Source organism: Streptomyces sp. NRRL F-6492 (assembly GCF_001280125.1).
Lineage (GTDB): Bacteria > Actinomycetota > Actinomycetes > Streptomycetales > Streptomycetaceae > Streptomyces.
Genome location: NZ_LGEG01000287.1, coordinates 1 through 22,506 on the forward strand (window position 1 = coordinate 1; position 22,506 = coordinate 22,506).

Genomic DNA, 22,506 nt, shown 5'->3' on the forward strand with positions numbered 1-22,506 from the left:
GATCTCGTCGCCGTCGAGGACCTCGACGCGGTGGCCCTCGCCGCGCAGCCGGCCGGCCAGCTCGTACGCGATCGTCGTCTTGCCGGCGCTCGGCAGGCCGGTGAGCCAGATGGTGGCACCGGTCACGTGGTTCTCCCGGGAGGTCTGTGAAGGGGGGCGGGGGGTCGTGGTCATCAGCCGTGCAGCCCGCACTCGGTCTTGGCGCGGCCCGCCCAGCGTCCGGCGCGGGCGTCCTCGCCCTCCAGGACGCGGCGGGTGCAGGGGGCGCAGCCGACGGAGGCGTAGCCGTCCATGAGGAGCGGGTTGGTGAGGACGCCGTGCTCCGTGACGTACGCGTCGACGTCGTCCTGGGTCCAGCGGGCGATGGGCGAGACCTTGACCTTGCGGCGCTTCTCGTCCCAGCCGACGACCGGGGTGTTCGCCCGGGTCGGGGACTCGTCGCGGCGCAGGCCGGTGGCCCACGCGCGGTACGAGGTCAGGCCCTCTTCGAGGGGGGCGACCTTGCGCAGCGCGCAGCACCGGTCGGGGTCGCGGTCGTGCAGCTTCGGACCGTACTCGGCGTCCTGCTCGGCCACGGTCCGGCGCGGCGTCAGGGTGATGACGTTGACGTCCATGACGGCGTCCACGGCGTCGCGGGTGCCGATGGTCTCCTCGAAGTGGTAGCCGGTGTCGAGGAAGACGACGTCCACGCCGGGGCGGACCCGGGAGGCGAGGTGCGCGACGACCGCGTCCTCCATGGAGGAGGTGACGCAGAAGCGCTCGCCGAAGGTGTCGACGGCCCACCGCAGGATCTCCGTCGCGGGGGCGTCCTCCAGCTCGCGGCCGGCCTGTTCGGCGAGTGCCTTGAGGTCGGCCGCGGTGACGTCCTGAGCGATCGTCATGTCTCGTCCCTTCCAGGAGTGTTGCCCGAAGTACCCGGGGCGAGCAGCCCCAGGAACTTCAACTGGAAGGCCCGGCTGCACGCGGCGCATTCCCAGGCGCCGTGACCCTGCTCGTTGGGACGCAGGTCCTCGTCGCCGCAGTAGGGGCAGAAGAAGGGGGCGGCGCGCTCGCTCACGACAGCGCCTCCTCGGAGGCGCGGGCCGCCCAGGTCGCGAAGCGCTCGCCGGTCTCGCGCTCCGCCTGGAAGCGCGTGAGGACCCGCTCCACGTAGTCGGGGAGCTCCGCCGCGGTGACCTTCAGGCCGCGGACCTTGCGGCCGAAGCCGGCCTCCAGGCCGAGCGCGCCGCCCAGGTGCACCTGGTAGCCCTCGACGCGGTTGCCCTCGTCGTCCAGGACGAGCTGGCCCTTGAGGCCGATGTCCGCGACCTGGATGCGGGCGCAGGCGTTCGGGCAGCCGTTGATGTTGATGGTCAGCGGCTCGTCGAACTCCGGGATCCGGCGCTCCAGCTCGTCGATGAGCGAGGAGCCGCGGCCCTTCGTCTCGACGATCGCCAGCTTGCAGAACTCGATGCCGGTGCAGGCCATCGTGCCGCGCCGGAAGGGCGAGGGGGTGACCCGCAGGTCGAGCGCCTCCAGGCCGGCGACGAGCGAGTCGACCTGGTTCTCCTCGACGTCCAGGACGAGCATCTTCTGCTCGGCGGTGGTGCGGACCCGGCCGGAGCCGTGCGCCTCGGCGACCTCGGCGATCTTCGTCAGGGTGGCGCCGTCGACGCGGCCGACGCGGGGCGCGAAGCCGACGTAGAACCGGCCGTCCTTCTGCCGGTGGACGCCGACGTGGTCGCGCCAGCGGCCGGCGGGCTGCTCGGGGGCCGGACCGTCCGTCAGCTTCCGCCGGAGGTACTCGTCCTCCAGGACCTGGCGGAACTTCTCCGGGCCCCAGTCGGCGACGAGGAACTTCAGGCGGGCGCGGTTGCGCAGCCGCCGGTAGCCGTAGTCGCGGAAGATCGAGATGACGCCCTCGTACACGTCGGGGACCTCGTCGAGGGAGACCCAGGTGCCGAGGCGGACGCCGAGCTTGGGGTTGGTGGAGAGCCCGCCGCCGACCCACACGTCGAAGCCGGGGCCGTGCTCCGGGTGGTGCACGCCGACGAAGGCGATGTCGTTGATCTCGTGCGCCACGTCGAGCAGCGGCGAGCCGGAGATCGCGGACTTGAACTTGCGGGGCAGGTTCGAGAAGTCCTTGTTGCCGACGATCCGGCGGTAGATCTCGTCGATGGCGGGCGTGCCGTCGATGATCTCGTCGGCGGCGATGCCGGCGACGGGGGAGCCGAGGATGACGCGCGGGGTGTCGCCGCAGGCCTCGGTGGTGGACAGGCCGACCGCCTCCAGGCGGTTCCAGATCTCGGGGACGTCCTCGATGCGGATCCAGTGGTACTGGACGTTCTGCCGGTCCGTGATGTCGGCGGTGCCCCGGGCGAACTCCTCGGAGATCTCGCCGACGACCCGCAGCTGCTCGGTGGTCAGCCGGCCGCCGTCGATGCGGACCCGGAGCATGAAGTACTCGTCGTCCAGCTCCTCCGGCTCCAGGACACCGGTCTTGGTGCCGTCCAGACCCTGCTTGCGCTGGGTGTAGAGGCCCCACCAGCGCATGCGTCCGCGCAGGTCGTTGGGGTCGATGGAGGCGAAGCCGCGCTTCGAGTAGACCGTCTCAATACGTGTCCGCACATTGAGACCGTCGTCGTCCTTCTTGAACTGCTCATTGCCGTTCAGGGGGGTGAAGTGCCCCACGGCCCACTGGCCCTCGCCGCGGTGACGTCCGGCCTTGCGGCGGGCGGCGGCGGGGGTGTGGTTTTCCGGGGTGGCGGCCATGGCGTTTCGTCCTTCGGGACTGCGGGAGGGCGGCTCTGACCTGCACACGCGCGCTCGGGTCAGAGGGTGGCGCGGCAGTGCGCAGCAGGAGGGGGCAGAGTCGGCTGGAAAGGGTGATCGCGGCGGTGCTGGTTCCCTCAGCGCGCCGGACAGATGGCGCTGGACATGCGGCCGAGGTCGACGTGCCGCCGACTCACCAAGGCAATTCCAGTTCCAGACATGGCGGAAGCGTGTCACGGGACTTTGGAACCAGTCCAGCATCGTCCAGGATATGGACATTGTCGTCTCGCAGGGCGAGATGGTGTGGTATGTGTCACGCGGGAGGGGTCCGGGGGAGCCTCCCCCGGACCCCTCTTCCGGACCTCTTCCGCCGGCTGGCCTCAGGCGTGTGCGCCGGGCCACGGACCGGGCGTCCCGGTCTCCTCGACCTGCTCCACCTTGGTGTCGAACAGCCGGAAGCCGCGCCGCTCGTAGTTGGCCATGGCGTGCGGACCGTCGAGCGAGCAGGTGTGCAGCCAGACGCGCCGCGTGGCCTCCCGGCCGGGCCAGCGGTCGGCCAGGTCCCAGGCGCGCGCCGTCGCGTACGAGAGGAGGTGCCCGCCGATCCGGCGGCCCCGGAAGGCCGGGATCAGGCCGAAGTAGACGATCTCCACCGCGCCGTCGGCCTGGGCCTCCAGCTCCACGTACCCGGCCGGCGTCCCCTTCTCGTACGCCACCCAGATCTCGGCGCCCGGCTTCTCGACGATCTCCTGCCACTGCTTGTACGTCAGCGACAGCCGGTCGGACCAGCGGATGTCGCCGCCGACGGCGGTGTAGAGGAAGCGGCTGAACTCCGCCGACGGCACCTCGGCGCGCCGGATCGCCACGTCGTCGCCCTCCGGCGGGGTGGCGGGGCGCAGATCGGACGGGGAGGTCTGTTCGAGGGACCAGGTGGTGAGAGTGATGCTCATGGGGCCATCGCATCACGGGGAGCGCGAGATTCCCAGGGCGGCCCCGGGGGAGGGGGAGGCCCGGGGAGACGGGTGTCCGCATGGTGGACAGAAGCGGGTGCTCCCGCGCGGAACGGGCCCCGCACGACCCCCGCCCGCAGGGCCGCTCGTCACGTCGGCCGCCCCGTGCGGAACCGGCTCCGTACGACCTCCGACCCGCTCGTCACACGCCCCTCCGCTCGTCACGCCCACCCCGCTCGTCACACCGGCCGCCCCGGCACCCCCGCCCGTACCGCCGGGGCCGTCGAGTGCGGCAGCAGGTCCGCCGGCGGCTCCGGGCGCAGGACCTCCACCGCCACCTCCTCGCGGAAGCGGTAAGGGCGGTGGGCCAGGACCCCCGCCAGGGTCCGGCGCACCCGGGACATCTCGGCCCGTACGGTCACCGTCCTCGTACGGTCCCCGAACACGTCCTCCGCCAGCTCCGCCGCCGTCCGCCCGCCCCGGTGCAGCGCCAGGACGTAGAGGAGCTCGGCGTGCCGGGGGCTGAGCTCCTGCTGCCAGCCGCCCGCGGGACCCGAGACGGACACCGTCCAGCGGCGCGGCCGGCTCAGGTCGAGGACCACCCGCTGCGGCGCCTCCGCGTCCGGCTCCCCGGCCCCGGCCTCCTCCTCGACCCGCAGCAGCCAGCCGCCCGGCAGCGGCTCCACCGCGCACGTCCCGAGCGAGGGCAGCCAGACCCGTCCGGCGCGGAAGGACTTGGGCAGCGGGATCCGGTCCACCGGCGCGAGCCCGGTCACCGCCGCCGTCCAGCCGTGCGCGTCCACCGCGACGGCCCGGCCGCCCACCCGGCACAGGATCGGCGCGGCGACCGACCGCAGCCGCTCGACCGACCGGCGGTGCCGCTCCCGCATCTCGGCCTCGGCGAGCTGCGCCACCGAGTCGACCAGGGCCAGCATCGCCGGATGGAAGGTGGACGCCGGACCGCTCACGTCGAGGATCCCCAGGAGCCGCCGGTCGCGCGGGTCGCGCACGGGCGCGGCGGCGCAGGTCCAGTTGTGCAGCGTGTGCAGGTAGTGCTCGGCGGAGTGGACCTGCACCGCCCGGCCCAGCGCGAGCGCCGTGCCGACCGCGTTGGTGCCGGTCGTGTGCTCGGTCCAGGCCGCGCCCTCCTCCAGGCAGATGCCGTTCGCCCGCCGCAGCACCCCGGAGTTCCCCTGCCGCCACAGCACCCGGCCGTGCTCGTCGGTGACCACCATGATCTGGAGGGAGGCGTCGGCGATGCCGGCGAGGCCGAGGGTCAGCGTCTGCATGACCTCGGCGAGGAGCGTGGTCCTGCGCCGCTCCTCCAGCTCGTCGCGCTGGAGCAGCACGGTGCTGGTGCCCTGGTCGGGGTCGAGGCCGAGCCGGGCCATCCGCTGCCAGGACGCGTCGATGACCGGACGGGGCGCGATCGGCGGCGTCCGGCCCGCCAGCGTCTCCTCGCGCACCCGGTGCAGCAGCCTGGTGGCCCGGGCGGCGTCCATGGCGGCCAGCCGCCCCATGTCGAGCTGCGTGTTCTTCATCGGTCTCTCCCCGCCACCCGGGTGCTGTATCGGTTCTGCACAGGGCAGACGACCGGAGTTCGCACGGGGGCGGACGTCCGGAGTGCCGGTGCCCATCGTGCCGCCCGGGACCGTCCGGCGAGACCCGGTTCGGGTAATCCTGCAACCCTTTGCAACTCTCGCCCTCCCCCGCCCTCCTGGGCGAGCCTTGGGCGAGCGGCGGGTGGTGCCGTGTCGGCGCAGCACCACCCCCGCTTCTTCGCGCGCCCGCACACACCCACGTACGCGCGCGAACGGGCCCCCGCCCGCCTACGCGAACAGCCCCCGCCCGCCCACGCGAACAGGCCTTCGCCTCCGCCCGCGCGCAACACGCCCACGCCCGACACGTCCCCACGCCCGACACGCCCCCACACCCACGCGCACCCGACGGCTACGCCTACGCCTCCGCCTCCACCTCCACCCGCGCCCGCTCCACCACCGACCGCAGGTCCAGGGTGTGCGGCAGCGTCCCGAAGGCCGCGCCGCCGTCCCCGCCGAGCCGCGCCGCGCAGAACGCGTCCGCCACCTCCGGCGGGGCCCACCGCACGAGCAGCGCCCCCTGGAGCACGAGGGCCATCCGCTCCACCAGCCGCCGCGCCCGCGCCTCGATCCCGTCCAGGTCCGCCAGCTCGGCGAGCAGCTCCCGCACCGCCCGGTCGAACCGGTGGTCCGCGCCCCGCGCCGCCCCGGCCTCCCGCAGGAAGGCGTCGAGCGAGAGCGGCTCGGTCCGCAGCACCCGCACCACGTCCAGGGCCTGCACGTTCCCCGAGCCCTCCCAGACCGAGTTGAGCGGCGACTCCCGCAGCAGCCGGGGCATCCCCGACTCCTCCGCGTACCCGTTGCCGCCCAGGCATTCGAGGGCCTCGGTCACCACCGGCGTACACCGCTTGGTGACCCAGTACTTCGCCACCGGCACCGCGATCCGCAGCAGCGCCCGCTCCCGGTCGGCGTCCGCCCCGCCGTCCTCCACCGCGTCGTACGCCGCCGCCAGCCGCATCCCGAGGGCCGTCGCCGCCTCCGACTCCAGCGCCAGGTCGGCGAGCACGTTCCGCATCAGCGGCTTCTCGATCAGCGGCCCGCCGAAGGCGCTCCGGTACGCGCAGTGGTGCACGGCCTGCGCCACCGCCTGCCGCATCAGCGCCGCCGAGCCGAGCACGCAGTCGAGCCGGGTCGCCGCCACCATCCCCATGATCGAATGGATCCCGCGCCCCTCCTCGCCGATCCGGCGCGCCCACGTCGTCCCGTCGAACTCCACCTCGGCCGAGGCGTTCGACCGGTTGCCCAGCTTGTCCTTCAGGCGCTGGATCGCGAACGCGTTGCGCGAGCCGTCCGCGAGCACCCGGGGCACCAGGAAGCAGGTGAGCCCCGCCGGGGCCTGCGCCAGGACCAGGAAGGCGTCCGACATCGGCGCCGAACAGAACCACTTGTGCCCGGTCAGGACGTACTCGCCGGCCACCGCGAGCGGCCGCGCCTCCGTGGTGTTCGCCCGGACGTCGCTGCCGCCCTGCTTCTCCGTCATCGCCATCCCGAGCAGGACGCCCGGCTTCTCCGCGACGGGCAGCAGCGCCCGCTCGTACACGTGCGAGCGGGCCGCCGGCTCCCACACCTCGGCGAGCTCCGGCTCGATCCGCAGCGCGGGCACCGCCGCGTGGGTCATCGACAGCGGGCAGCCGTGCCCCGCCTCCGCCTGCGTCGCCACCAGGAACCCGGCGGCGCGCCGCACGTGTCCGCCCGGCCGGTCCCACGCGTCCGTCAGACCGGCCGATACGGAACGGCCCAGGATCCGGTGCCAGGCCGGATGGAAGTGGACCTCGTCGACCCGGTGGCCGTAGCGGTCGTGGGTCCGCAGCCGCGGCGGGTTCTCGTTCGCCTGCTCGCCCCACTCCCGCACCTGCTCCGAACCCGTCGCCCGGCCGAGCAGCGCCAGGGACTCCAGGGCCTCCCCGAGCAGCCCCGGATCGAGGTGCCGTTCGACCGCCTCGACCAGGGCACGGTCGCCCGTGAAGACGTCGTACCCCACCAGGGGAGGGGGCTGATTGGTCACTGTGTGGGTGGTCCGCGCCATGCGGATACGGTAAGCAGGTGCAGCCAGCAAGCGAAACACCCGAACGGCCCGAGCGGCGGCCCTGGAGCAGGCTCCACCGCGCCCGTGTCCTCTACCGCAACGTCTCGAAGCGGAAGATGGTCTGGCTGCTCCTGAAGGACACCGTCAACTCGTGCATCGAGTACCGGATCCTCGGCCTCGCCGCCGAGGCGGCGTTCTTCACCCTGCTGTCCCTGCCGCCCCTGCTCCTCGGCCTGATCGCCCTCCTGGGCTACGCCGACGACTGGACCAACACCGACACCGTCACCAGCATCCAGGAGAACATCCTCCGCGCCGCCGGCACGGTCCTCTCCGACCGGGGCGTCGAGGAGATCGCCAAACCGGTCCTGGACGACGTCACCCGGGGCAAACGGCCCGACCTGATCTCCCTGGGCTTCGCCATCGCCCTCTGGTCCGGCTCCCGCGCGGTGAACGTCTTCATCGACACCATCACCGTCATGTACGGCCTCGACGGCCACCGCGGCATCGTGAAGACCCGGCTGCTCGCCTTCCTGCTCTACCTCGTGGCCCTGGTCATCGGCGCCGTCGTGCTGCCCCTGGCCGTCGTCGGCCCCGACCGGGTCGTCGAGCTCGTCCCCTGGGGGACGGAGGTCGTCTCCGTCCTGTACTGGCCGGCCGTCATCCTCCTGTCCATCGCCTTCCTCACCACGCTCTACCACGTGTCCGTGCCCGTGCGGTCGCCGTGGATCGAGGACATCCCCGGCGCCCTCGTCGCGCTCGGCATGTGGGCCCTCGGCAGCTTCCTGCTGCGCATCTACCTCACCAGCCAGGTCGAGGGCCCCACCATCTACGGCTCCCTCGCCGCGCCCATCGCCGTCCTCCTCTGGATCGGCGTCTCCGCCTTCGCCGTCCTCGTCGGCGCCGCCGTGAACGCCGCCATCGACCGCGTCTGGCCCTCCGTCGCCACCGCCGCCGCCCGCGAGGCCAACGAACGCGCCCGCGCCGTCCAGGCGGCGGAACTCGTCGCCCGCGTCCGCGCCGAGGCCGACGACGTCGACGAGGACGACCCGGACATGCCCTCCGAGTTCCCCGAACGCTGGTCGAAGTTCCTCCCCCCGGACGACGTGAAGTCCCGGCTCCACTCGAACTGGGAGAAGGACTGATCCCGGAGAGGCGTCCGGGGAGCTCTCGTCCCTGCCCCACCTGAACCGCCCTGCGGGCCGCTGCGACGGTCCCGATGACCGCACCGTGACACCGCTCGATCACTGCCCGCGATGCCCGTCGGCGAGGCTCACGGCCTGCGGTCAGCTCTCGTCGTCGGCGGCCCAGTCGGTGGTCAGGGCTTTCGTGACGGCGACGAGCTTCTCCTGACCCAGTGGCTGGAGGTGGGACAGGTGGTTCCTGGCCTTGCTCAGGGTCCTCAGCCGGTCCTGTTGGTCCGTGGACAGAACCAGGAGCCGTGCGGCCCGGGACAGGTCGCCGATTTCGAGCTCGGCGAGCGGAGCGGCGGGAAGCCTGTTCCTCACCTGATAGTCGGATCTGGCCTGGTCCCGGAAGTAGTCCAGCGCGATTCCCCTCCGCAGCAGGCCGGGGACCACTTCGGTCAAGGAGATGCGGGCCTCCTCGATGAGCGGAAGCAGGACGCGGTTCTGGGCATGGCACACGAGGATGTGCAGCTCGTTGGAGTCCGGATCGAGGAGGTGGTGGGCCAGCACGGGACGGACACGACCGTCCCAGCTGTCGACGGATCCGGTCTCCCAGGCGTCACGGATCTCCGCGGACGGGAGGGAGGCGTGCGCGGTGGACATCCGGCGGGACCAGTTCCGGCCCGGGTCCTTCCCCGGATCGGGCAGTGTGGCGGCCAGCGCGCGGCGGAGGGACTCCACGTCGCCTCCCTTCCACACCTCGCGCAGGACGAGGGCCCGGTCGACGTCGGGACCGCAGACCTCGGCGACGACCGCGTCCGTCACCCGGTCGAGCAGTGCCTGGGCCGCAGTCGCCGGTGGACGCGGCCGCCAGGCGAGTAGAACCTCGCTGTCGAGGCGGGTCCACACCCGCCACCACCAGTGCACAGTGACGTCGCTGGGTCCCAGGCCCACTCCGAAGACCTTGCTGGGCAGGTCTCGAACCCGTGCGGCGAAGAGGAAACGGGGACGCCGCTCCGCCGACAGGCCCGCCTCCCGGAAAGCGGCGTGGGCGGCGCGGAACAGCTGGCCTATCTCCTCGGCCGAGTGCTCCTCCCAGCCCCGCACCACGACGGTCGGCGGGGAGTCCGGCGCGGAGCCGTCGTCCTCGTCGTCCGGGTCGTCGGCAGGGTATCCCTCACGACACCGGTGGGCTCTCCTGAGCAACTCGTTCAGCGGGGCGTCGGTGACGCCCAGCTCCTTGGCCAAGCGGTCGATGAGCGACATCGGAGAGGCCGTGTTCTGCGGGACGAAGATCCCGGCCCCCGGGACGACCGGGGCACTGGCCGTGGCCGCGGAGCCCAGGAGAGCGCCGTAGGGGTCGTCGGTGTCGAAGCCGTCGTCCTCTTCGTGCCAGGGGTCGAAGGGATCCCGGGCAGGAGGACCGTCCGGCGTCGCGCCGGCGGAGCGCTGGGCCGGGAACGGGATCGTTCCGGAGCCGGCCGCACGGGCGCCGTCCTCAGCCGACGCGATCGACCCCGGTACCGGTACGGACTCCTCCAGCCGACCCATCAGCTCGCGCAGGAAGAAGTCCGCCCGGCCCGATTCCACCACCGTGTCCGGGAAGTACCAGACACAGTTGAGTCCCGCCCGCAAGTCCTGTTCGAGCCGGTCGAGGTGCCTGCGCGGCCCGGGAAGACGTACGAGGTCCTGCCGGGCGAACGGTGGTGCGGGAGGGACGGTACCGCTTCCCCCGGCCGTCGCCCCCTCGTTCCGGGCGGTGTGCGTCATCGGCTGTCACCGATCGCCTTCAGGGCTCGGAAGGTGACCGGGTCCAGCGTGGTTCCCTTCTCGATGACGTCGAGGATGCCGATGCGGTCGAGTCGGGCCAGGAACCGCTCCGCCGCCTCCAGAGCGCGCTCGGCGTCGGCCTCGTCGAAGAGCCCGGAGGCGATGAAGGCCGCCTGTAGGTCACCGGGACCGGCGACCGCCTTGCCGGCGCGGTGGTCGTCCTCCTCGTAGAACTGTGCCCAGGTGGACAGCCGGTTCACATCGGAGGGAGCGAGACCGGCGAGCTCCAGGTGTGCCGCCGCCTTCTGCGGGCTGGCCATCTCGGCCAGGAGCTCTTGGAACACGTCCTGCTGCCGCTTGCCGAGGCGCACCTTCGTCATGGCGAGTTCCACCAGCACGGGCCAGCCGCCGGTCACCCGGATCAGGTTCCGCCGGTCGTCCGGAGAGGTGAACGGGGACTCCGGCCAGGCACGCAGGCTGTTCAGGTTCCACCGTTCGGGGTGGACCACCCCGACGGCCTGTTCCACTCCCTCCGCGGTGTCCGGGTCGCACAGGACGACGGCGTAGCGGCGGGGAGGAGCGGACGAGGCTCCCTCGCCTCCGGCGCCGTCCGTGTACACCAGAAGCCGTTCGACGGCCTTCCGCAACCGGTCGATGTCCTGGCCCCGGAGATCGGCGAAGAGGAGACGGGAACCGCCGCCGCGGCGGGAGTTCGCGGTGATGGCCTCCGTGAGGTCGTCGTCGGGGCCGACCGGCACGATGGTCAGACCGTGGCCGTCGACGTGCAGTTCCAGTCCGCGCCTCACCAGGTCCGCGCCGAGTGCGGGCGTGCAGGGCACCAGAGTGGTGCGGGGCGTGTGCTCGAGGATCTCGCTCAGCTGCCCGTCGGTCAGCGGGCTCATCCGCTGGACACGGGTGCGCCGGTCCAAGCCGAGGGCACGCCGGGCGACCTTCGGGTCGTAGTCATACGGCTGGTCGAACTGGGTGTCGCGGAGTTCGTTCTCAAGCTCGGGCTTGGTGCCGAGCATGTTGACCACGTTAGGGCTGCGCATCGCGTAGACCCGCTCGCCGTCGAGCTTGATCAGCAGTCCGAGGTTGACCATCTCGTCGAGGTAGATGATCAATTGGTGCTCGGTGACGAGCCGGAACCCGTCGAGCCAGCGCTCGCGGGCGTGCTCGAGGAGTTCGGCGGGCCGGTAACCGTGCCCGTGGCCCTTCTCCAGGCTGCGTACCGCGATGAGCAGGGCGAGGACGCGGTAGCGGTCCTCCAGGTTGATGGTGTAGCGCAGACGCTCGGCGATGAGCCCGCGGACCTCCTCCATCCCGGCGACCTGCTGGACGTCCTCCCAGGTGATGGGCACGTGACGGCCCTCGGCGGGCATGGGCCGCTGCTGCATGTAGGCGACCAGGCGGTCGCAGAAGATCTGCAGCAGGTTGGCCTGGTAGTTGGTCAGGCCGAGGATGTGCCAGACGAGGTCCCGGGTCTCGAAGGCGAGCCCCACCGCGGCCATGGGCTTCTCCACGAGCTCGACGGCGTCCTGCGGATCCAGTGGTCCGACCGGCACGTCCCGGCCGCCGTGCGCGGTGACCACGTTGATCAGGCGGTTGAACCGCTGCACCTGGTGAAGACCCGCGAACACCACCTTGAAGTCCCGCCCGGTGTCCTCCATGAGCCGCTGCAGCCGCTTCACGGTGGGGAACGTGGACTGGCCGCCGCCCGTGTAGACGGCTTGGGCGTCCGCGGTGAGGAACGCGTCGGCCTCGTCTGCGAGAAGCAGGATGCGGCGTTCGGGCGCCGCCTCGATCCACTGCTGGACCGCGGTGGCGATCACGTTGGCCGGTGCCCGGTCCGCGATGGCCTCGCTGAGCACGCCCCGCCGCTTCAGCTCGACCAACAGCATCCGCCAGATTCCCTCCGGCGGCTCGGCGTGCCCGATGTCGGCCTTCATCAGGTCGACGTACACGGCGACACGGTTGTCCTGGTCGTCCTTCTGGAACAGTTCCGCAGCATGCCTGAGCAGGGACGACTTGCCGAGCTGCCGCCCGCCGAACAGGAAGATCGGACCCTGCGGGTCGATCACCGCACGCATCTCGTCCGTGCGGCCCTTGAACACTTCCGGAGGCACCAGTCCGGCGACGTGCGGGGTGTACGGGGTGTAGCCGGTCCACGGCAGGGTGACCCGCTGCACGGCGCGGAAGGAGCGCGGCGCCCGCGCGGCGACCCACCCGACCACGGCCGGGTCGACGACCAGCGCCTGCTGAGTTCGGCCCCGCGACTCCGTGGCCAAGCGGTGGCGGCCCTCTACACCCAGCGGCTGCGTGTAAAGGATGATGTTGGCGCCGATCGCCGACGCGGGCAGGTGCCGCAAGGGCCCCTCACCCCGGAGCTGGTCGGTGATGACGACCACCTTGTACGCGCGGCGGGCCTGCGAACCGAGCGCAGCCACGTATCCGGGCGTGCTCTCCGTGATGTCGGCCCGCACGCTCAGTTTCGTGACCCCCCACGAGGCCTCTTCCACATTGGGCTGGGACGCGGACAGCCCCAGGAGCCGGAGCACACTGACGACCGCCCGGCCGATCTTCCGCTCATCCCGGCCCTGGGCCAGCCGGTCCCATGCCTGGAGGCCGGCTTCGGCGTTCGGCACCAGAGCGTCGCCGTCGGCGTAGCGGTCCGCCCACCAGCGGGCACTGCCGCCGTCCTGGTCCGACTTGGGCGCGTTGGGGTCGGCCACCCCCTCCAGGAACCGGGAGAGGACGTCACTGGCGGGCTTTGCGGATCCGGGCAAAGGCTGCCCCTGGTGGGCGAAGGAGAGGAATTCCTCGACCGCCACCGTCTCGCCGCGGTCCAGCAGCTCGCGGATGCGGGCCTTGTCCTGTTCGGACATCTGGACCTGGTCGAGCTGCTGACGCAGGTCGTCCGTCTTCTCCTGCTCCAAGGCGCTCAGGCGCTCGGCGATCGCCGTGATGGCACGCAGGCGTTCCCGGTAGCGGCCGCCGTGGTTTTCACCCTCGAGGTCCAGAAGGCTGCCGGTGAACTCACGCTCGGTCTCGCGGGTCAACAGGTTGTGCGCCCGGACGCGGGCCAGCCCCAGCTGGGCCCTGCGATGCTTCCCCGCACATCGGGCCCGCCAGACCTCGGACGCCGTGGTGGCTCCCTGCCGCAGCTCGGCGACCTGGGAAGCCGTCAGCTCGACGCCGGGAACCTCACCCTCGGAGATCTGTTCCAGGACGCGCGCGGCGAGGTGCAGGTCGCCCTGTTCACGGTGCCATGCGAGAGCCTTGACGGGATCGACGGGGCCGAGCATTGCCGAGAGGGCGTCGAACGCGTCCCGGTGGGAGAGGTCGGGGACATCCCGGCCGTCTTCGGTACGCCAGGGGAGGCCCGGCACCATCAGGAGTTCGTCGGGCGGCGGCGGGAACCGGGTGTCCCGGACCTCGGGCGCGTACGAGTGGTCCAGCCACCGCAGCAGCAGGCCGAGAAGCGCGCCGCCCACACCCGGCGCCGGAGCCGCGGTCCTGGCGGCCTCGACGGCCGCCTTGAGCCCGCGGCTGATCTCACGGCTGCCGGACGAGCGCGGCGTCTCGGCCACCCTCACTGCCGCCTTCAGGAGGTCCTGCACGCTCTTGATGTGCGCGCGCAACTGCTGACGGGCACCGGCGTGGATGTCATCCTTGGACTGCTTGGGGCTGCGCTTGGCCCGATCGGTCTCGTCGATGAGCCGGTCCACGGCGTTTACACGCTTGAAGTGTTCCTCGGAGAGGGCGAGCAGCTCCTGCTGTCCCGCCCTGCCCTCGCCCTCCGCCCAGTTCTCAATCGCCTGGAGCGAGCGGCCAAGCACACCGTCGGGCGCTGCCAGCGTCTGCAGAACAACAGTGGCGCGCTGGTAGCGGATCTTGCGCTTCGGTAGATCGACGGTGAGCTGACGGGCCTGATCAGCGATCCTCTCGTAACGGTCGCCGGCCGTTTCAGTGGCGGTGGACTGCAGACTGCCCGGCTCGATCTCCGCACCCACGACGACCGCCTGGGCAAGCCCTTCGAGGACATCGGCCCACGGCACGGGGAGACCGGGTACCGACGCGTTCTCGGTCAGGACGGTGCTTGCCCAGCGGGCCGAGACGCCGCTGCGGATGGCGGCGGTGAGCAGGACCAGCTGGGCGTCGTGGTCATCGCCCCAGGAGTGTCGCTTCCCGACGGCCTCCAGGCGCTCCTCAATCTGCACCTGCAGATCGGATGCCGAGGCGGCCGGAACGTGGAACGCCGCGTCCGCGAACTCCAGGGCGAGTACGCGGTGCTCGGGCGCCCCGGCGGCACGGGCGAGCCAGTAGGCCTCGGCCAGCCTGCCCTGGGCGACCAGGGCGGTCACCGGGGCCCGGTCGCCGGACCACACGTCGACCGACACCGGAGCAGGTTCGGAGGAGTGGGTGGCGCTTTCCGCCGCGGGCTCGGGCTCCTTCGCAAAGGGCTCGTCGGAAGCGCGCCGGGCGGGCACGGGGACATGTGTGTCCGAGGGGGCCGAGGGCAGGACGTCGGAAGCCGGGGCGTCATCGGCCTGTTCCTCGCCGTCCTTCTCAGGCCCCTCACTCTGCCGGTCGAGGCCGGCTTCACCCGCTTGCGCCGTCACCGGGGGAAGGGGGGAGGGCAGGGCCTCCGCCGAAATGCCCGGGCCGGCCGTCAGGTCGCGCTCCAGGGCGGCGTCGGGTGCGGCCTCTTGGTCGACTTCCGGCGATGTGGGGGGTGTGGAAGCGGATTCCTCACGGGGGTCGGTCGCCCCATCCTCCGGGGCGTCTCCATCCCCGTCCAGACACGTATCGTCTCTGTCCCCGTATACGTCCGAGGACGTGCCGCCGTCCGGAGCTTCCGGTTTGCGGTCGGTCTTCTCGGCGTCCGCGACCGCCTCCTGTGCCTGTGTCGGTACGTCTCCGCGAAGTTGGGCAAGGCGCGCGTCGAAGTTCGCTATCTGTTCGACGATGTTCGCCCGCATCAGTTCGCTGGAGAGGGAAGCGAATACCGCTGTGGCCTCCTCGCGGGCCTTGGTGACCTCGGCGATCTCCCGTTCGACTTGGCGGTGTCGCTCCTCCTCTTCGCGCAGTTCCCCGAGCAGCGCTTCGGCCTCGACCCAGCCCTGTTCCGCGTTCCAGGGCCCCGCCCCGGCATCCGAGAAGGCGCTGTCCAGCTCTCCGCGCTCGCGCATCCACGAGAGCACCGCTCGCAGGAGGCCCTCGTCGGCCCCGAGCCGACCGTCCCGCATCGCGGTGGTGAACGCGTCCAGCCGATCGGCCACTGCTCGGGCGTCAGTGCGGAGCAGGACCGTCCGCTGGGACAGCGTGTCGGCGTCCGCCGTTGTCACCGTCGTCACCGGTTCACCGTCCTCTTGGGCCCCGGGGCCGACCGTTCGGCCGGGCCCCGTGTCCGGAGCATGGTCGTCATCGGGTTCGCCCTCTCCGAACACGAGACAGGACGCGCGCTCCCAGATCTCATTCGGTATCGGGTCGCCCTCGGCCTGCGCGGCCTTCCACAGGTCGTCCGCATGGTCGTGCGTCAGACGATGAGCCGGGAGGCCGGGGTGCAGTGAAAGTCCGTGCAGCAGGATCTGGGCCATCTCTGCCGGCAGCAGTCCGAGCAACTCCGACAACTGGTCGACGTCCGGGGCGGCGAGATCGTCACCACGGCCCAGCTCATCCAGTCGCATGTAGCTGATGCTCAACCCGCAGTAGCTCAGGTTCCGCAGCAGGTTCTCCGGGGCCCGACTGACCCACAGGCGTGCCCCGTTCGTCTTGCGCAGCGCCGCCGTGGCCGGGCCGCTCCGGTAGTGCAGGAGGTTCGGCCCATGCGCTTTCTCGACGTGGCGGAACAGCCGCAACACGAGTTGTGGCCTCTCGTGCAGCCACTGCCTCCACGCCGAAACGGAATGCATTCAGACGCCCCCCTTGCTCCCCTTCGGCCAGCCTGCGGACATCAGGCTGCGGTTCCCTGCCCCCACCCCCGTGGATCGCACGTGCGGGCCGACACGTCGCGTTGGTGACCAACAGTCATACCAGATGGTCGTGACGATGTACCGTGGGACGGCAGGGGTGATACGGCTGTTATGTCAGTCGGCACCGCTGAGGTAGGGCCGGCTGCTGCGTGCGTCGATCTGCATCACCGCGATCTTCAACCCGTCGAGGTTTTCCTTGCACGGCGCGCACAGCTGACCTTCAAGGACCTTCGCCGACAGGTCGGGCTCCGGAAGTTCCAGGTGGGAGAACGGCGTCGACGGGTTCGTGTTGCGGGCGAGCGGCCGTTCCCGCAGGGTGAGCGGCTCTTCCGGATCCAACTGTGCGACGAACCCGTCCACCTCGGCCGTAGGAAGGACGAACGCCATGATCAGGCCGTCGTCCTGAAACCCCTCCAGATGGGCCGCTTTCGCCTCCGTCGCCGTCGGCGGCAACCGCACGTGCAGCGCCCCGGCCGCCGACTCCACGGTGGCCCCGGCCGCCCAACGGGACGCCTGCCCAGACGAGCGGTCCACCGCCGAGCTGCGGTTCCCCGCCGACTCCGAGCATCCGGTCGCCAGCCCCGCGAGCACGGCCACCCCGCCGACCAGTGCCACAGGCCACCGGCCTCGTGACCTCATGCTCATCGGGCATCCCCATTCCGGCCGATGTCGGTACGTGTGCCGTCCTGCCCCAGCTCCTCAGGGTCAGGCCAGGCACCGCCCGACGTCAGGTCGTGCCGCTGCACCGAGCTGCTCCCTCTCAGATCGAACTCCTCCGCCTGCCCTGTCGTGTGCATGCTTGCCATGTCGGCGTCAGTCACCGTGGTGGGGCCGAGGGGCGTGGCCTTGCCGGGGTCCCAGTTGTACCGGTCCCACACATTGACCTGATAGTCGACGCTGACCTGTGGTTTGCCGTCCGGGCCGGGTACCGCCATCACGACACCCGTCGTGTTCGTCATGCCGCTGCCCACCGCGAGGTACCAGTTCGCCATGCCGTCCGGGCCCTTGTCATGGGTGTAACCCACCCCCGAGGTCTCCACGGGGATCGCGACGGGCCTGCCGCCCGACTGTGCGAAGGCTTCAAGTGCCTGACGACGCTATTTCTCCTCCTGTCCGTTCCGCTTCGCCTCTGACGCATCACGCAGGACCGTGTCGTTTTCGTCGTTCAGCATCCTGTCGACATCGAGATCAACTGGGATGCCGGTCCCGTTCAGGTAATGATCCATATGCCGGGCCGCATCCGTCTTGCCGGTGAAGTCGCCGCTGTTCGAGATTCCGTTGGCCTGGAACTCCATCCAGTAGGCCCCGAAGCCCGGTGAATCGACGTTGTACGGTCCCGCCCCGTCATCGACAGCGACCCGTTTGACAGACGGTGTCAGCACACCGGCCGCCAGCAGCTCTTCCTTGTGCTGTGTCCACAACTGCGCCCGGCTCTCGGGGCTCAGGGACTGCCACAGCCTCCGTAGTTCCGCACGCTGTTCGTCCTTGGTGTCATCTCCCAGGCCGGCGAGCTTCACGGCGCGGGGCAGCATGTCCTGGTCGAGCGACGTATACGAGGCGCGACCGGCGTTGGTCGGATCTTCGCCATGACTCGCGCGCAGTGCTTGTACGGCGGCCGCGTCCACCTCGGCAGCGTGGCTGACGATTCCTGCGAGCGTGTCGGCGTACCACTGCATCAGGTCGCGCTTCTTCTGTCCGGGGCCGTCCACTTCGCATATGAGGGCGTCTGCGATCGCTACGGTTCCGTCCTTCCGGCCGGTGACGCTGAAGTTCTCCTTGGCCTCGGTGGTCACCCGCCTGGCTCGCTGCTGGAGGCTCCTCAACTCGGTGACCGCTGTCCCCAGCTTGGCGAGGTCGACTTCCATGAGTTCTGCGTAGTCCATGAAGTGCCTCCTCCTTATTCGAAGTACTCGGTGAGGCGGGAAACGGGCACGACCGAACCGTCGCGGTTCCGGAGGGACGCGGTGATCGCGGCGTCATCCTCTGCATGCGTCCTCTTCGAGTAGTCCAGGTGGTTCGAGATGTACGCGCAGGCTTAAAGGACGCTTTTGACCTGTAAGGTCCATACGGACACCGTCGTTTCCAGCTCACTCCCGAGGGCGAAGCCACTGCTCTTCAAGGCGGTGGCCGCCTGCATCGTGGAGCCCGCCCCCTCCGCACCGGCGCCAGCACCGGCGATGTCGGCCTCCTTCTGTAACCAGCCCTGCAACGCGAACGCTTCGTGTCCGACAGTGCCGAGGTCGTCCTGGTTCACGACGAGATCGGCCTGTCCGTTGTTCCCCGGACCGCCCGGCAGTTGGTTGAGCCGCGTCGACTCCTGCCGTCGGGCGATCGCATCCGATTTCGCGCTGTTCCATTCATCCCACGCCATGACGCCATCGGATCACGCCCCTGTGACAGGTCGGATTCGTTCGTATCGAGGCGCAACTCGCGGCCCGGCGCCGATTCGTCGGCCGCGGGTGCCGTGCGGAGGCTCCGCGTTTAATCCGGTGGTGCCGTGCCCCGGGGCGGGGTTATGGTTCTGCCCGTCCGTTCGCGAGCGAACGGTGTCGGTTCGTTGAGAAGAAGCAGGAGGTGAGGACATTGATGACTGTCACGGTGACGGGCACTGCCCGCATTCAGGAGTTCATCGTTCCCACCCCCGTGGCCTCCGGCTGACACCCACTCGATCCGCGCGCTCGGAGCGCGCCGCCGGGGCCGCCCTTCGAAGGGTTCCCCTTGTCTTCCTCGCTTTCCCTCGGTTCCTCCTCCCCGCTCGACGCCCACGGCTGGGACTCCGGCTGGGCCGCCGCCTTCGCGCCGTACGCCGCGCAGGGGCTCGTCCCCGGACGGGTCGTCCGGGTCGACCGCGGTCAGTGCGACGTCGCCACCGCCGACGGGACCGTCCGCGCCGACACCGCGTTCGTGACCCCGCACGACCCGCTCAGGGTCGTCTGCACCGGTGACTGGGCCGCCGTCGACCCCGAGGGCGCCGGCGACCCCCGGTACGTGCGGGCGTGCCTGCCGCGCCGTACCGCCTTCGCGCGCTCCACCTCCTCCAAGCGGTCCGAGGGACAGATCCTCGCCGCCAACGTCGACCACGCCGTCATCGCCGTCTCGCTCGCCGTCGAACTCGACCTCGGCCGGATCGAACGCTTCCTCGCCCTGGCCTGGGAGTCCGGCGCCCAGCCGGTCGTCGTCCTCACCAAGGCGGACCTCGTCCCCGACCCCGTCGGCCTCTCCTACCTCGTCGAGGACGTCGAGACCGTCGCCCCCGGCGTGCAGGTGCTGCCCCTCAGCTCGGCCACGGGGGAGGGAGTCGACGTGCTCTCCTCGACGGTCGCGGGCGGCACCACCGTGCTGCTCGGCGTCTCCGGCGCCGGCAAGTCGACCCTCGCCAACGCGCTCGTGGGCGAGGACGTCATGTCCGTCCAGGCCGCCCGTGACGTCGACGGCAAGGGCCGCCACACCACCACCACCCGCAACCTCTTCGTCCTGCCGGGCGGGGGCGTCCTCATCGACACCCCCGGCCTGCGCGGCGTCGGGCTCTGGGACGCCGAGGCCGGCGTCGGCCAGGTCTTCTCGGAGATCGAGGAGCTGGCCGCCGAGTGCCGCTTCCACGACTGCGCCCACGAGGCCGAGCCGGGCTGCGCGGTGGCGGCCGCCATCGAGGACGGCACCCTGCCCGTCCGCCGCCTGGAGAGCTTCCGCAAGCTCATGCGCGAGAACCAGCGGCTGGTGGCCAAGACCGACGTCCGCCTGCGCAACGAGATCCGCAAGGACTGGAAGCGCACGATGAGCGCCGGCCGCGCCGCCCTGGAGTTCAAGCGCAACGGCCGGCTGCGGTAGCCCGTACGGGCGAGGGGGTACGGCCCCGGGGAGCGCGGTGTCCGAAAACCGCGAGCCCCGGGCCGTCCGCCGCCGCACACTGGAGACCGTGAGGGACGACGACACCCGCTACGAGGCGGTCAGCAGCAGGGACGCGCGGTTCGACGGAGCGTTCTTCTTCGCCGTCCGGACCACCGGCATCTACTGCCGTCCCAGCTGCCCCGCCGTCACCCCCAAGCGGCGGAACGTCGCCTTCTTCCCGACGGCCGCCGCCGCCCAGGGCCACGGCTTCCGGGCCTGCCGCCGCTGCCGCCCGGACGCCGTGCCCGGCTCCGCCGAGTGGAACGTACGGGCCGACGTCGTCGGGCGCGCCGTGCGCATGATCGGCGACGGCGTGGTCGACCGCGAGGGCGTCCCCGGCCTCGCCGGACGCCTCGGCTACAGCCCCCGGCAGGTCCAGCGCCAGCTCACCGCCGAACTCGGCGCCGGACCCGTCGCCCTCGCCCGCGCCCAGCGGGCCCACACCGCCCGGCTGCTGCTCCAGACCACCGACCTCCCCGTCACCGAGATCGCCTTCGCGGCCGGCTTCGCCAGCGTCCGCCAGTTCAACGACACGATCCGCGCCGTCTACGCCCGCACCCCCACCGCCCTGCGCGCCGAGGCCGGCACCGGCGCGGGAGCCCGCACCGCCCTCGCCGCCGGGGTGCCGCTGCGGCTCGCCCACCGGGGCCCCTACGCGGCCGGCGAGGTCTTCGACCTGCTCGCCGCCGAGGCCCTGCCCCGCGTCGAGGAGGTCCTCGGCGCCCCCGGCGCCCGCACCTACCGGCGCACCCTCCGCCTCCCGTACGGCACCGGGATCGTCTCCGTCGACGAGCGCTCCGCCGGGCGCTGGCTGGACGCCCGCATCCACCTCGCCGAGCTGCGAGACCTGACCACCGCCGTGCACCGCCTCCGCCGCCTCTTCGACCTGGACGCCGACCCGTACGCCGTCGCCGAACGCCTCGGCGCCGCCCCCGGACTCGCCGCCGAGGTGGCCGCCCGGCCGGGCGTGCGCTCCCCGGGCACGGCCGAGCCCGAGGAGTTCGCGCTGCGGGCCCTCCTCGGCGCCGAGGAGTCCGCCCGGGCCGTCGAGGAGCACGGCGCTCCCCTGGCCACCGCCTGCGGCGGCCTCACCCGCCTCTTCCCCGCGCCCCGGGACCTGACCGGCCACCCCGTCGCCGGGCCGCTGGCCCGCGCGCTCGCCGGCGGAGCCGTACGCCTCGATCCCGGGGCCGACCGCGACGAGGCCGAGCGCGCGCTGCTCGCCGTCCCCGGAGTGACCCCCGGGGCCGCCGCCCTGATCCGGATGCGGGCCCTCGGCGACCCCGACGTGACCCTGCCGGGCGACCCGGAGACCGAGGAGTGGCGGCCCTGGCGCTCCTACGCCGCCCGCTACCTCAAGGTCCCGGCCGCCCCCGGGTCCCGCTCCGGGTGACCCTCAGGAGTCCGCGCCCCGGGAGTCGTCGAGTCCCCAGCTGTGGATCCGGTGCGGACGGATCCGGACGACCTCCTCGCTGAAGTGCGGCCCCAGGCCGTGCGGGCCCACGAGCAGCTCCGCCTCGCCGCGGATCTCGACGCCCCGCACCCGCCAGGGACGGACGCTCACCACGTCGTCCACGACCAGGGCCACCTTCGGGTTCTCCCGCAGGTTGCGCCACTTCTTCGTACGGCCCATCGCGAACCCGCCGATCAGGACGGTGCCGTCCTCCCGAGGGAAGAACCCCACCGGGTTGGCCTGCGGCTGCCCGGACGGGTCGACGGTCGCCATCCGGCCGAGCCGCCCCGGGTCCTCCGTGAGGTAGGTCCACTCCGTCTCGCTGAAACCCTCGAAGTTCCTCATGGGTCCAGGATCGCGCCGATCCCCGCCCGGTGGATCGGCGGCGGGACCGACGCCGCCTCCGTCTCCGGGACCAGGACCCGCGGCCTCAGCCCCAGAGCACCGCCCCCGCCCACGCCCCCACGATCAGCAGACAGGCGAACAGCTCGACGAGGACGCTCGTGCCGGCCGCCCGCATCACCGTCCGGGTCGCCGCCCTGGCCTGCCCGTGGCCGCCCAGGCGGAGCCGTTCCGCGAGGTAGATCCCGCCGACGAAGCCGGGGACCGCGCCGACCACCGGGACCAGGACGAAGCCCAGCAGGGCGCCCACCCCGGCGTACGTCACCATCCGGCGGGTGATGCCGACCCCCCGGAAGCGGCGCGTCGGCAGCTGCCAGACGATCACCTGGGTGAGGAGCAGCAGGCCGGTCGAGGAGGCCAGCAGGATCCAGGCGAGGTCCGTCCGCTCGTGCAGCGACCACCAGAGCATCGCCGCCCACACCAGCCACGTTCCCGGCACGCCGGGCGCCAGGACCCCGAACAGACCGAGCAGCATCACCGTCGCGACCATCAGGAGCTGCCACACACCCACGCTGCCCAGCGTGCACGACGCCGGGGATTCCCGCAGGTCGCGGAGGGCGGACGGGGGA

Annotated in this window: 19 protein-coding genes; 3 read left to right on the plus strand and 16 right to left on the minus strand. The window is 71.7% G+C overall.

All coding sequences use genetic code 11. From position 1 onward, the window contains the following. The 8 genes from ADL08_RS34690 to ADL08_RS34720 form a co-directional block, all read right to left on the minus strand. Positions 1-174 (minus strand): adenylyl-sulfate kinase (locus tag ADL08_RS34690; protein WP_159048517.1); only part of this gene is annotated, 174 nt, incomplete at its 3' end. After that, positions 174-881, minus strand: coding sequence for a phosphoadenylyl-sulfate reductase (locus ADL08_RS34695; protein ID WP_053650255.1), 708 nt, complete (start codon positions 879-881; stop codon positions 174-176). The genes ADL08_RS34690 and ADL08_RS34695, both read right to left, overlap by 1 nt. Beyond that, entirely contained in the window at positions 878-1,057 is a 180-nt protein-coding gene (locus tag ADL08_RS34700; RefSeq protein ID WP_053650257.1) for a hypothetical protein, read from the minus strand. Before ADL08_RS34700 ends, ADL08_RS34695 begins: the two co-directional genes overlap by 4 nt. After that, complete coding sequence (locus ADL08_RS34705; protein ID WP_053650259.1) at positions 1,054-2,751, minus strand: nitrite/sulfite reductase; 1,698 nt, start codon at positions 2,749-2,751, stop codon at positions 1,054-1,056. Before ADL08_RS34705 ends, ADL08_RS34700 begins: the two co-directional genes overlap by 4 nt. 137 nt (positions 2,752-2,888) lie before the next feature. Next, the gene (locus tag ADL08_RS39130; RefSeq protein ID WP_310591794.1) at positions 2,889-2,972 is read right to left on the minus strand and encodes a putative leader peptide; all 84 of its coding nucleotides are present in this window, start codon (positions 2,970-2,972) and stop codon (positions 2,889-2,891) included. Between the two features lie 159 nt (positions 2,973-3,131). Continuing rightward, entirely contained in the window at positions 3,132-3,701 is a 570-nt protein-coding gene (locus ADL08_RS34710) for a GNAT family N-acetyltransferase (protein ID WP_053650261.1), read from the minus strand. A 239-nt stretch (positions 3,702-3,940) separates the two neighbouring features. Beyond that, a complete protein-coding gene (locus ADL08_RS34715) occupies positions 3,941-5,242 on the minus strand; it encodes a helix-turn-helix domain-containing protein (protein WP_053650263.1) in 1,302 nt (433 codons plus the stop codon). 415 nt (positions 5,243-5,657) lie between these two features. Then, positions 5,658-7,325, minus strand: coding sequence for an acyl-CoA dehydrogenase family protein (locus ADL08_RS34720; protein WP_053650265.1), 1,668 nt, complete (start codon positions 7,323-7,325; stop codon positions 5,658-5,660). Positions 7,326-7,342: 17 nt separating this feature from the next. Between ADL08_RS34720 and ADL08_RS34725 the strand changes: the two genes are divergently transcribed. Next, positions 7,343-8,467: a YihY/virulence factor BrkB family protein gene (locus ADL08_RS34725; RefSeq protein ID WP_078967918.1), complete on the plus strand. Its 1,125-nt coding sequence runs from the start codon at positions 7,343-7,345 to the stop codon at positions 8,465-8,467. Positions 8,468-8,608: 141 nt separating this feature from the next. Here the strand turns inward: ADL08_RS34725 and ADL08_RS34730 are convergent, their stop codons facing one another. From ADL08_RS34730 to ADL08_RS34760, 6 genes are all read right to left on the minus strand, one after another. Further along, positions 8,609-10,219, minus strand: a complete 1,611-nt coding sequence (locus tag ADL08_RS34730; RefSeq protein ID WP_053650269.1) for a hypothetical protein — start codon at positions 10,217-10,219, stop codon at positions 8,609-8,611. Further along, positions 10,216-16,083, minus strand: a complete 5,868-nt coding sequence (locus tag ADL08_RS34735; RefSeq protein ID WP_159042964.1) for a hypothetical protein — start codon at positions 16,081-16,083, stop codon at positions 10,216-10,218. Before ADL08_RS34735 ends, ADL08_RS34730 begins: the two co-directional genes overlap by 4 nt. 225 nt (positions 16,084-16,308) lie before the next feature. After that, positions 16,309-16,809 carry a hypothetical protein gene (locus ADL08_RS34745; RefSeq protein WP_053650274.1) on the minus strand — a complete coding sequence of 167 codons (501 nt, stop codon included), beginning with the start codon at positions 16,807-16,809 and terminating at the stop codon, positions 16,309-16,311. Between the two features lie 26 nt (positions 16,810-16,835). Further along, a complete protein-coding gene (locus ADL08_RS34750) occupies positions 16,836-17,219 on the minus strand; it encodes a hypothetical protein (RefSeq protein WP_053650276.1) in 384 nt (127 codons plus the stop codon). Between the two features lie 72 nt (positions 17,220-17,291). Further along, positions 17,292-18,077 (minus strand): hypothetical protein, encoded by a 786-nt coding sequence (locus ADL08_RS34755; protein WP_053650279.1) that lies wholly within the window; start codon positions 18,075-18,077, stop codon positions 17,292-17,294. A gap of 152 nt (positions 18,078-18,229) precedes the next feature. After that, complete coding sequence (locus ADL08_RS34760) at positions 18,230-18,565, minus strand: hypothetical protein (protein ID WP_324610416.1); 336 nt, start codon at positions 18,563-18,565, stop codon at positions 18,230-18,232. 347 nt (positions 18,566-18,912) lie between these two features. Here ADL08_RS34760 and rsgA point away from each other — a divergent pair, with 347 nt between their 5' ends. Together rsgA and ADL08_RS34770 are read left to right on the plus strand one after the other, a co-directional pair. After that, the gene (gene rsgA / locus ADL08_RS34765) at positions 18,913-20,022 is read left to right on the plus strand and encodes a ribosome small subunit-dependent GTPase A (protein WP_053650281.1); all 1,110 of its coding nucleotides are present in this window, start codon (positions 18,913-18,915) and stop codon (positions 20,020-20,022) included. Positions 20,023-20,101: 79 nt separating this feature from the next. Continuing rightward, positions 20,102-21,475: a DNA-3-methyladenine glycosylase 2 family protein gene (locus tag ADL08_RS34770; protein ID WP_078967919.1), complete on the plus strand. Its 1,374-nt coding sequence runs from the start codon at positions 20,102-20,104 to the stop codon at positions 21,473-21,475. 3 nt (positions 21,476-21,478) lie between these two features. Here the strand turns inward: ADL08_RS34770 and ADL08_RS34775 are convergent, their stop codons facing one another. Together ADL08_RS34775 and ADL08_RS34780 are read right to left on the minus strand one after the other, a co-directional pair. Then, positions 21,479-21,880, minus strand: a complete 402-nt coding sequence (locus tag ADL08_RS34775; protein ID WP_053650283.1) for a PPOX class F420-dependent oxidoreductase — start codon at positions 21,878-21,880, stop codon at positions 21,479-21,481. A gap of 85 nt (positions 21,881-21,965) precedes the next feature. Further along, entirely contained in the window at positions 21,966-22,448 is a 483-nt protein-coding gene (locus ADL08_RS34780) for a DUF456 domain-containing protein (protein WP_053650285.1), read from the minus strand. Positions 22,449-22,506: the final 58 nt, after the last annotated feature.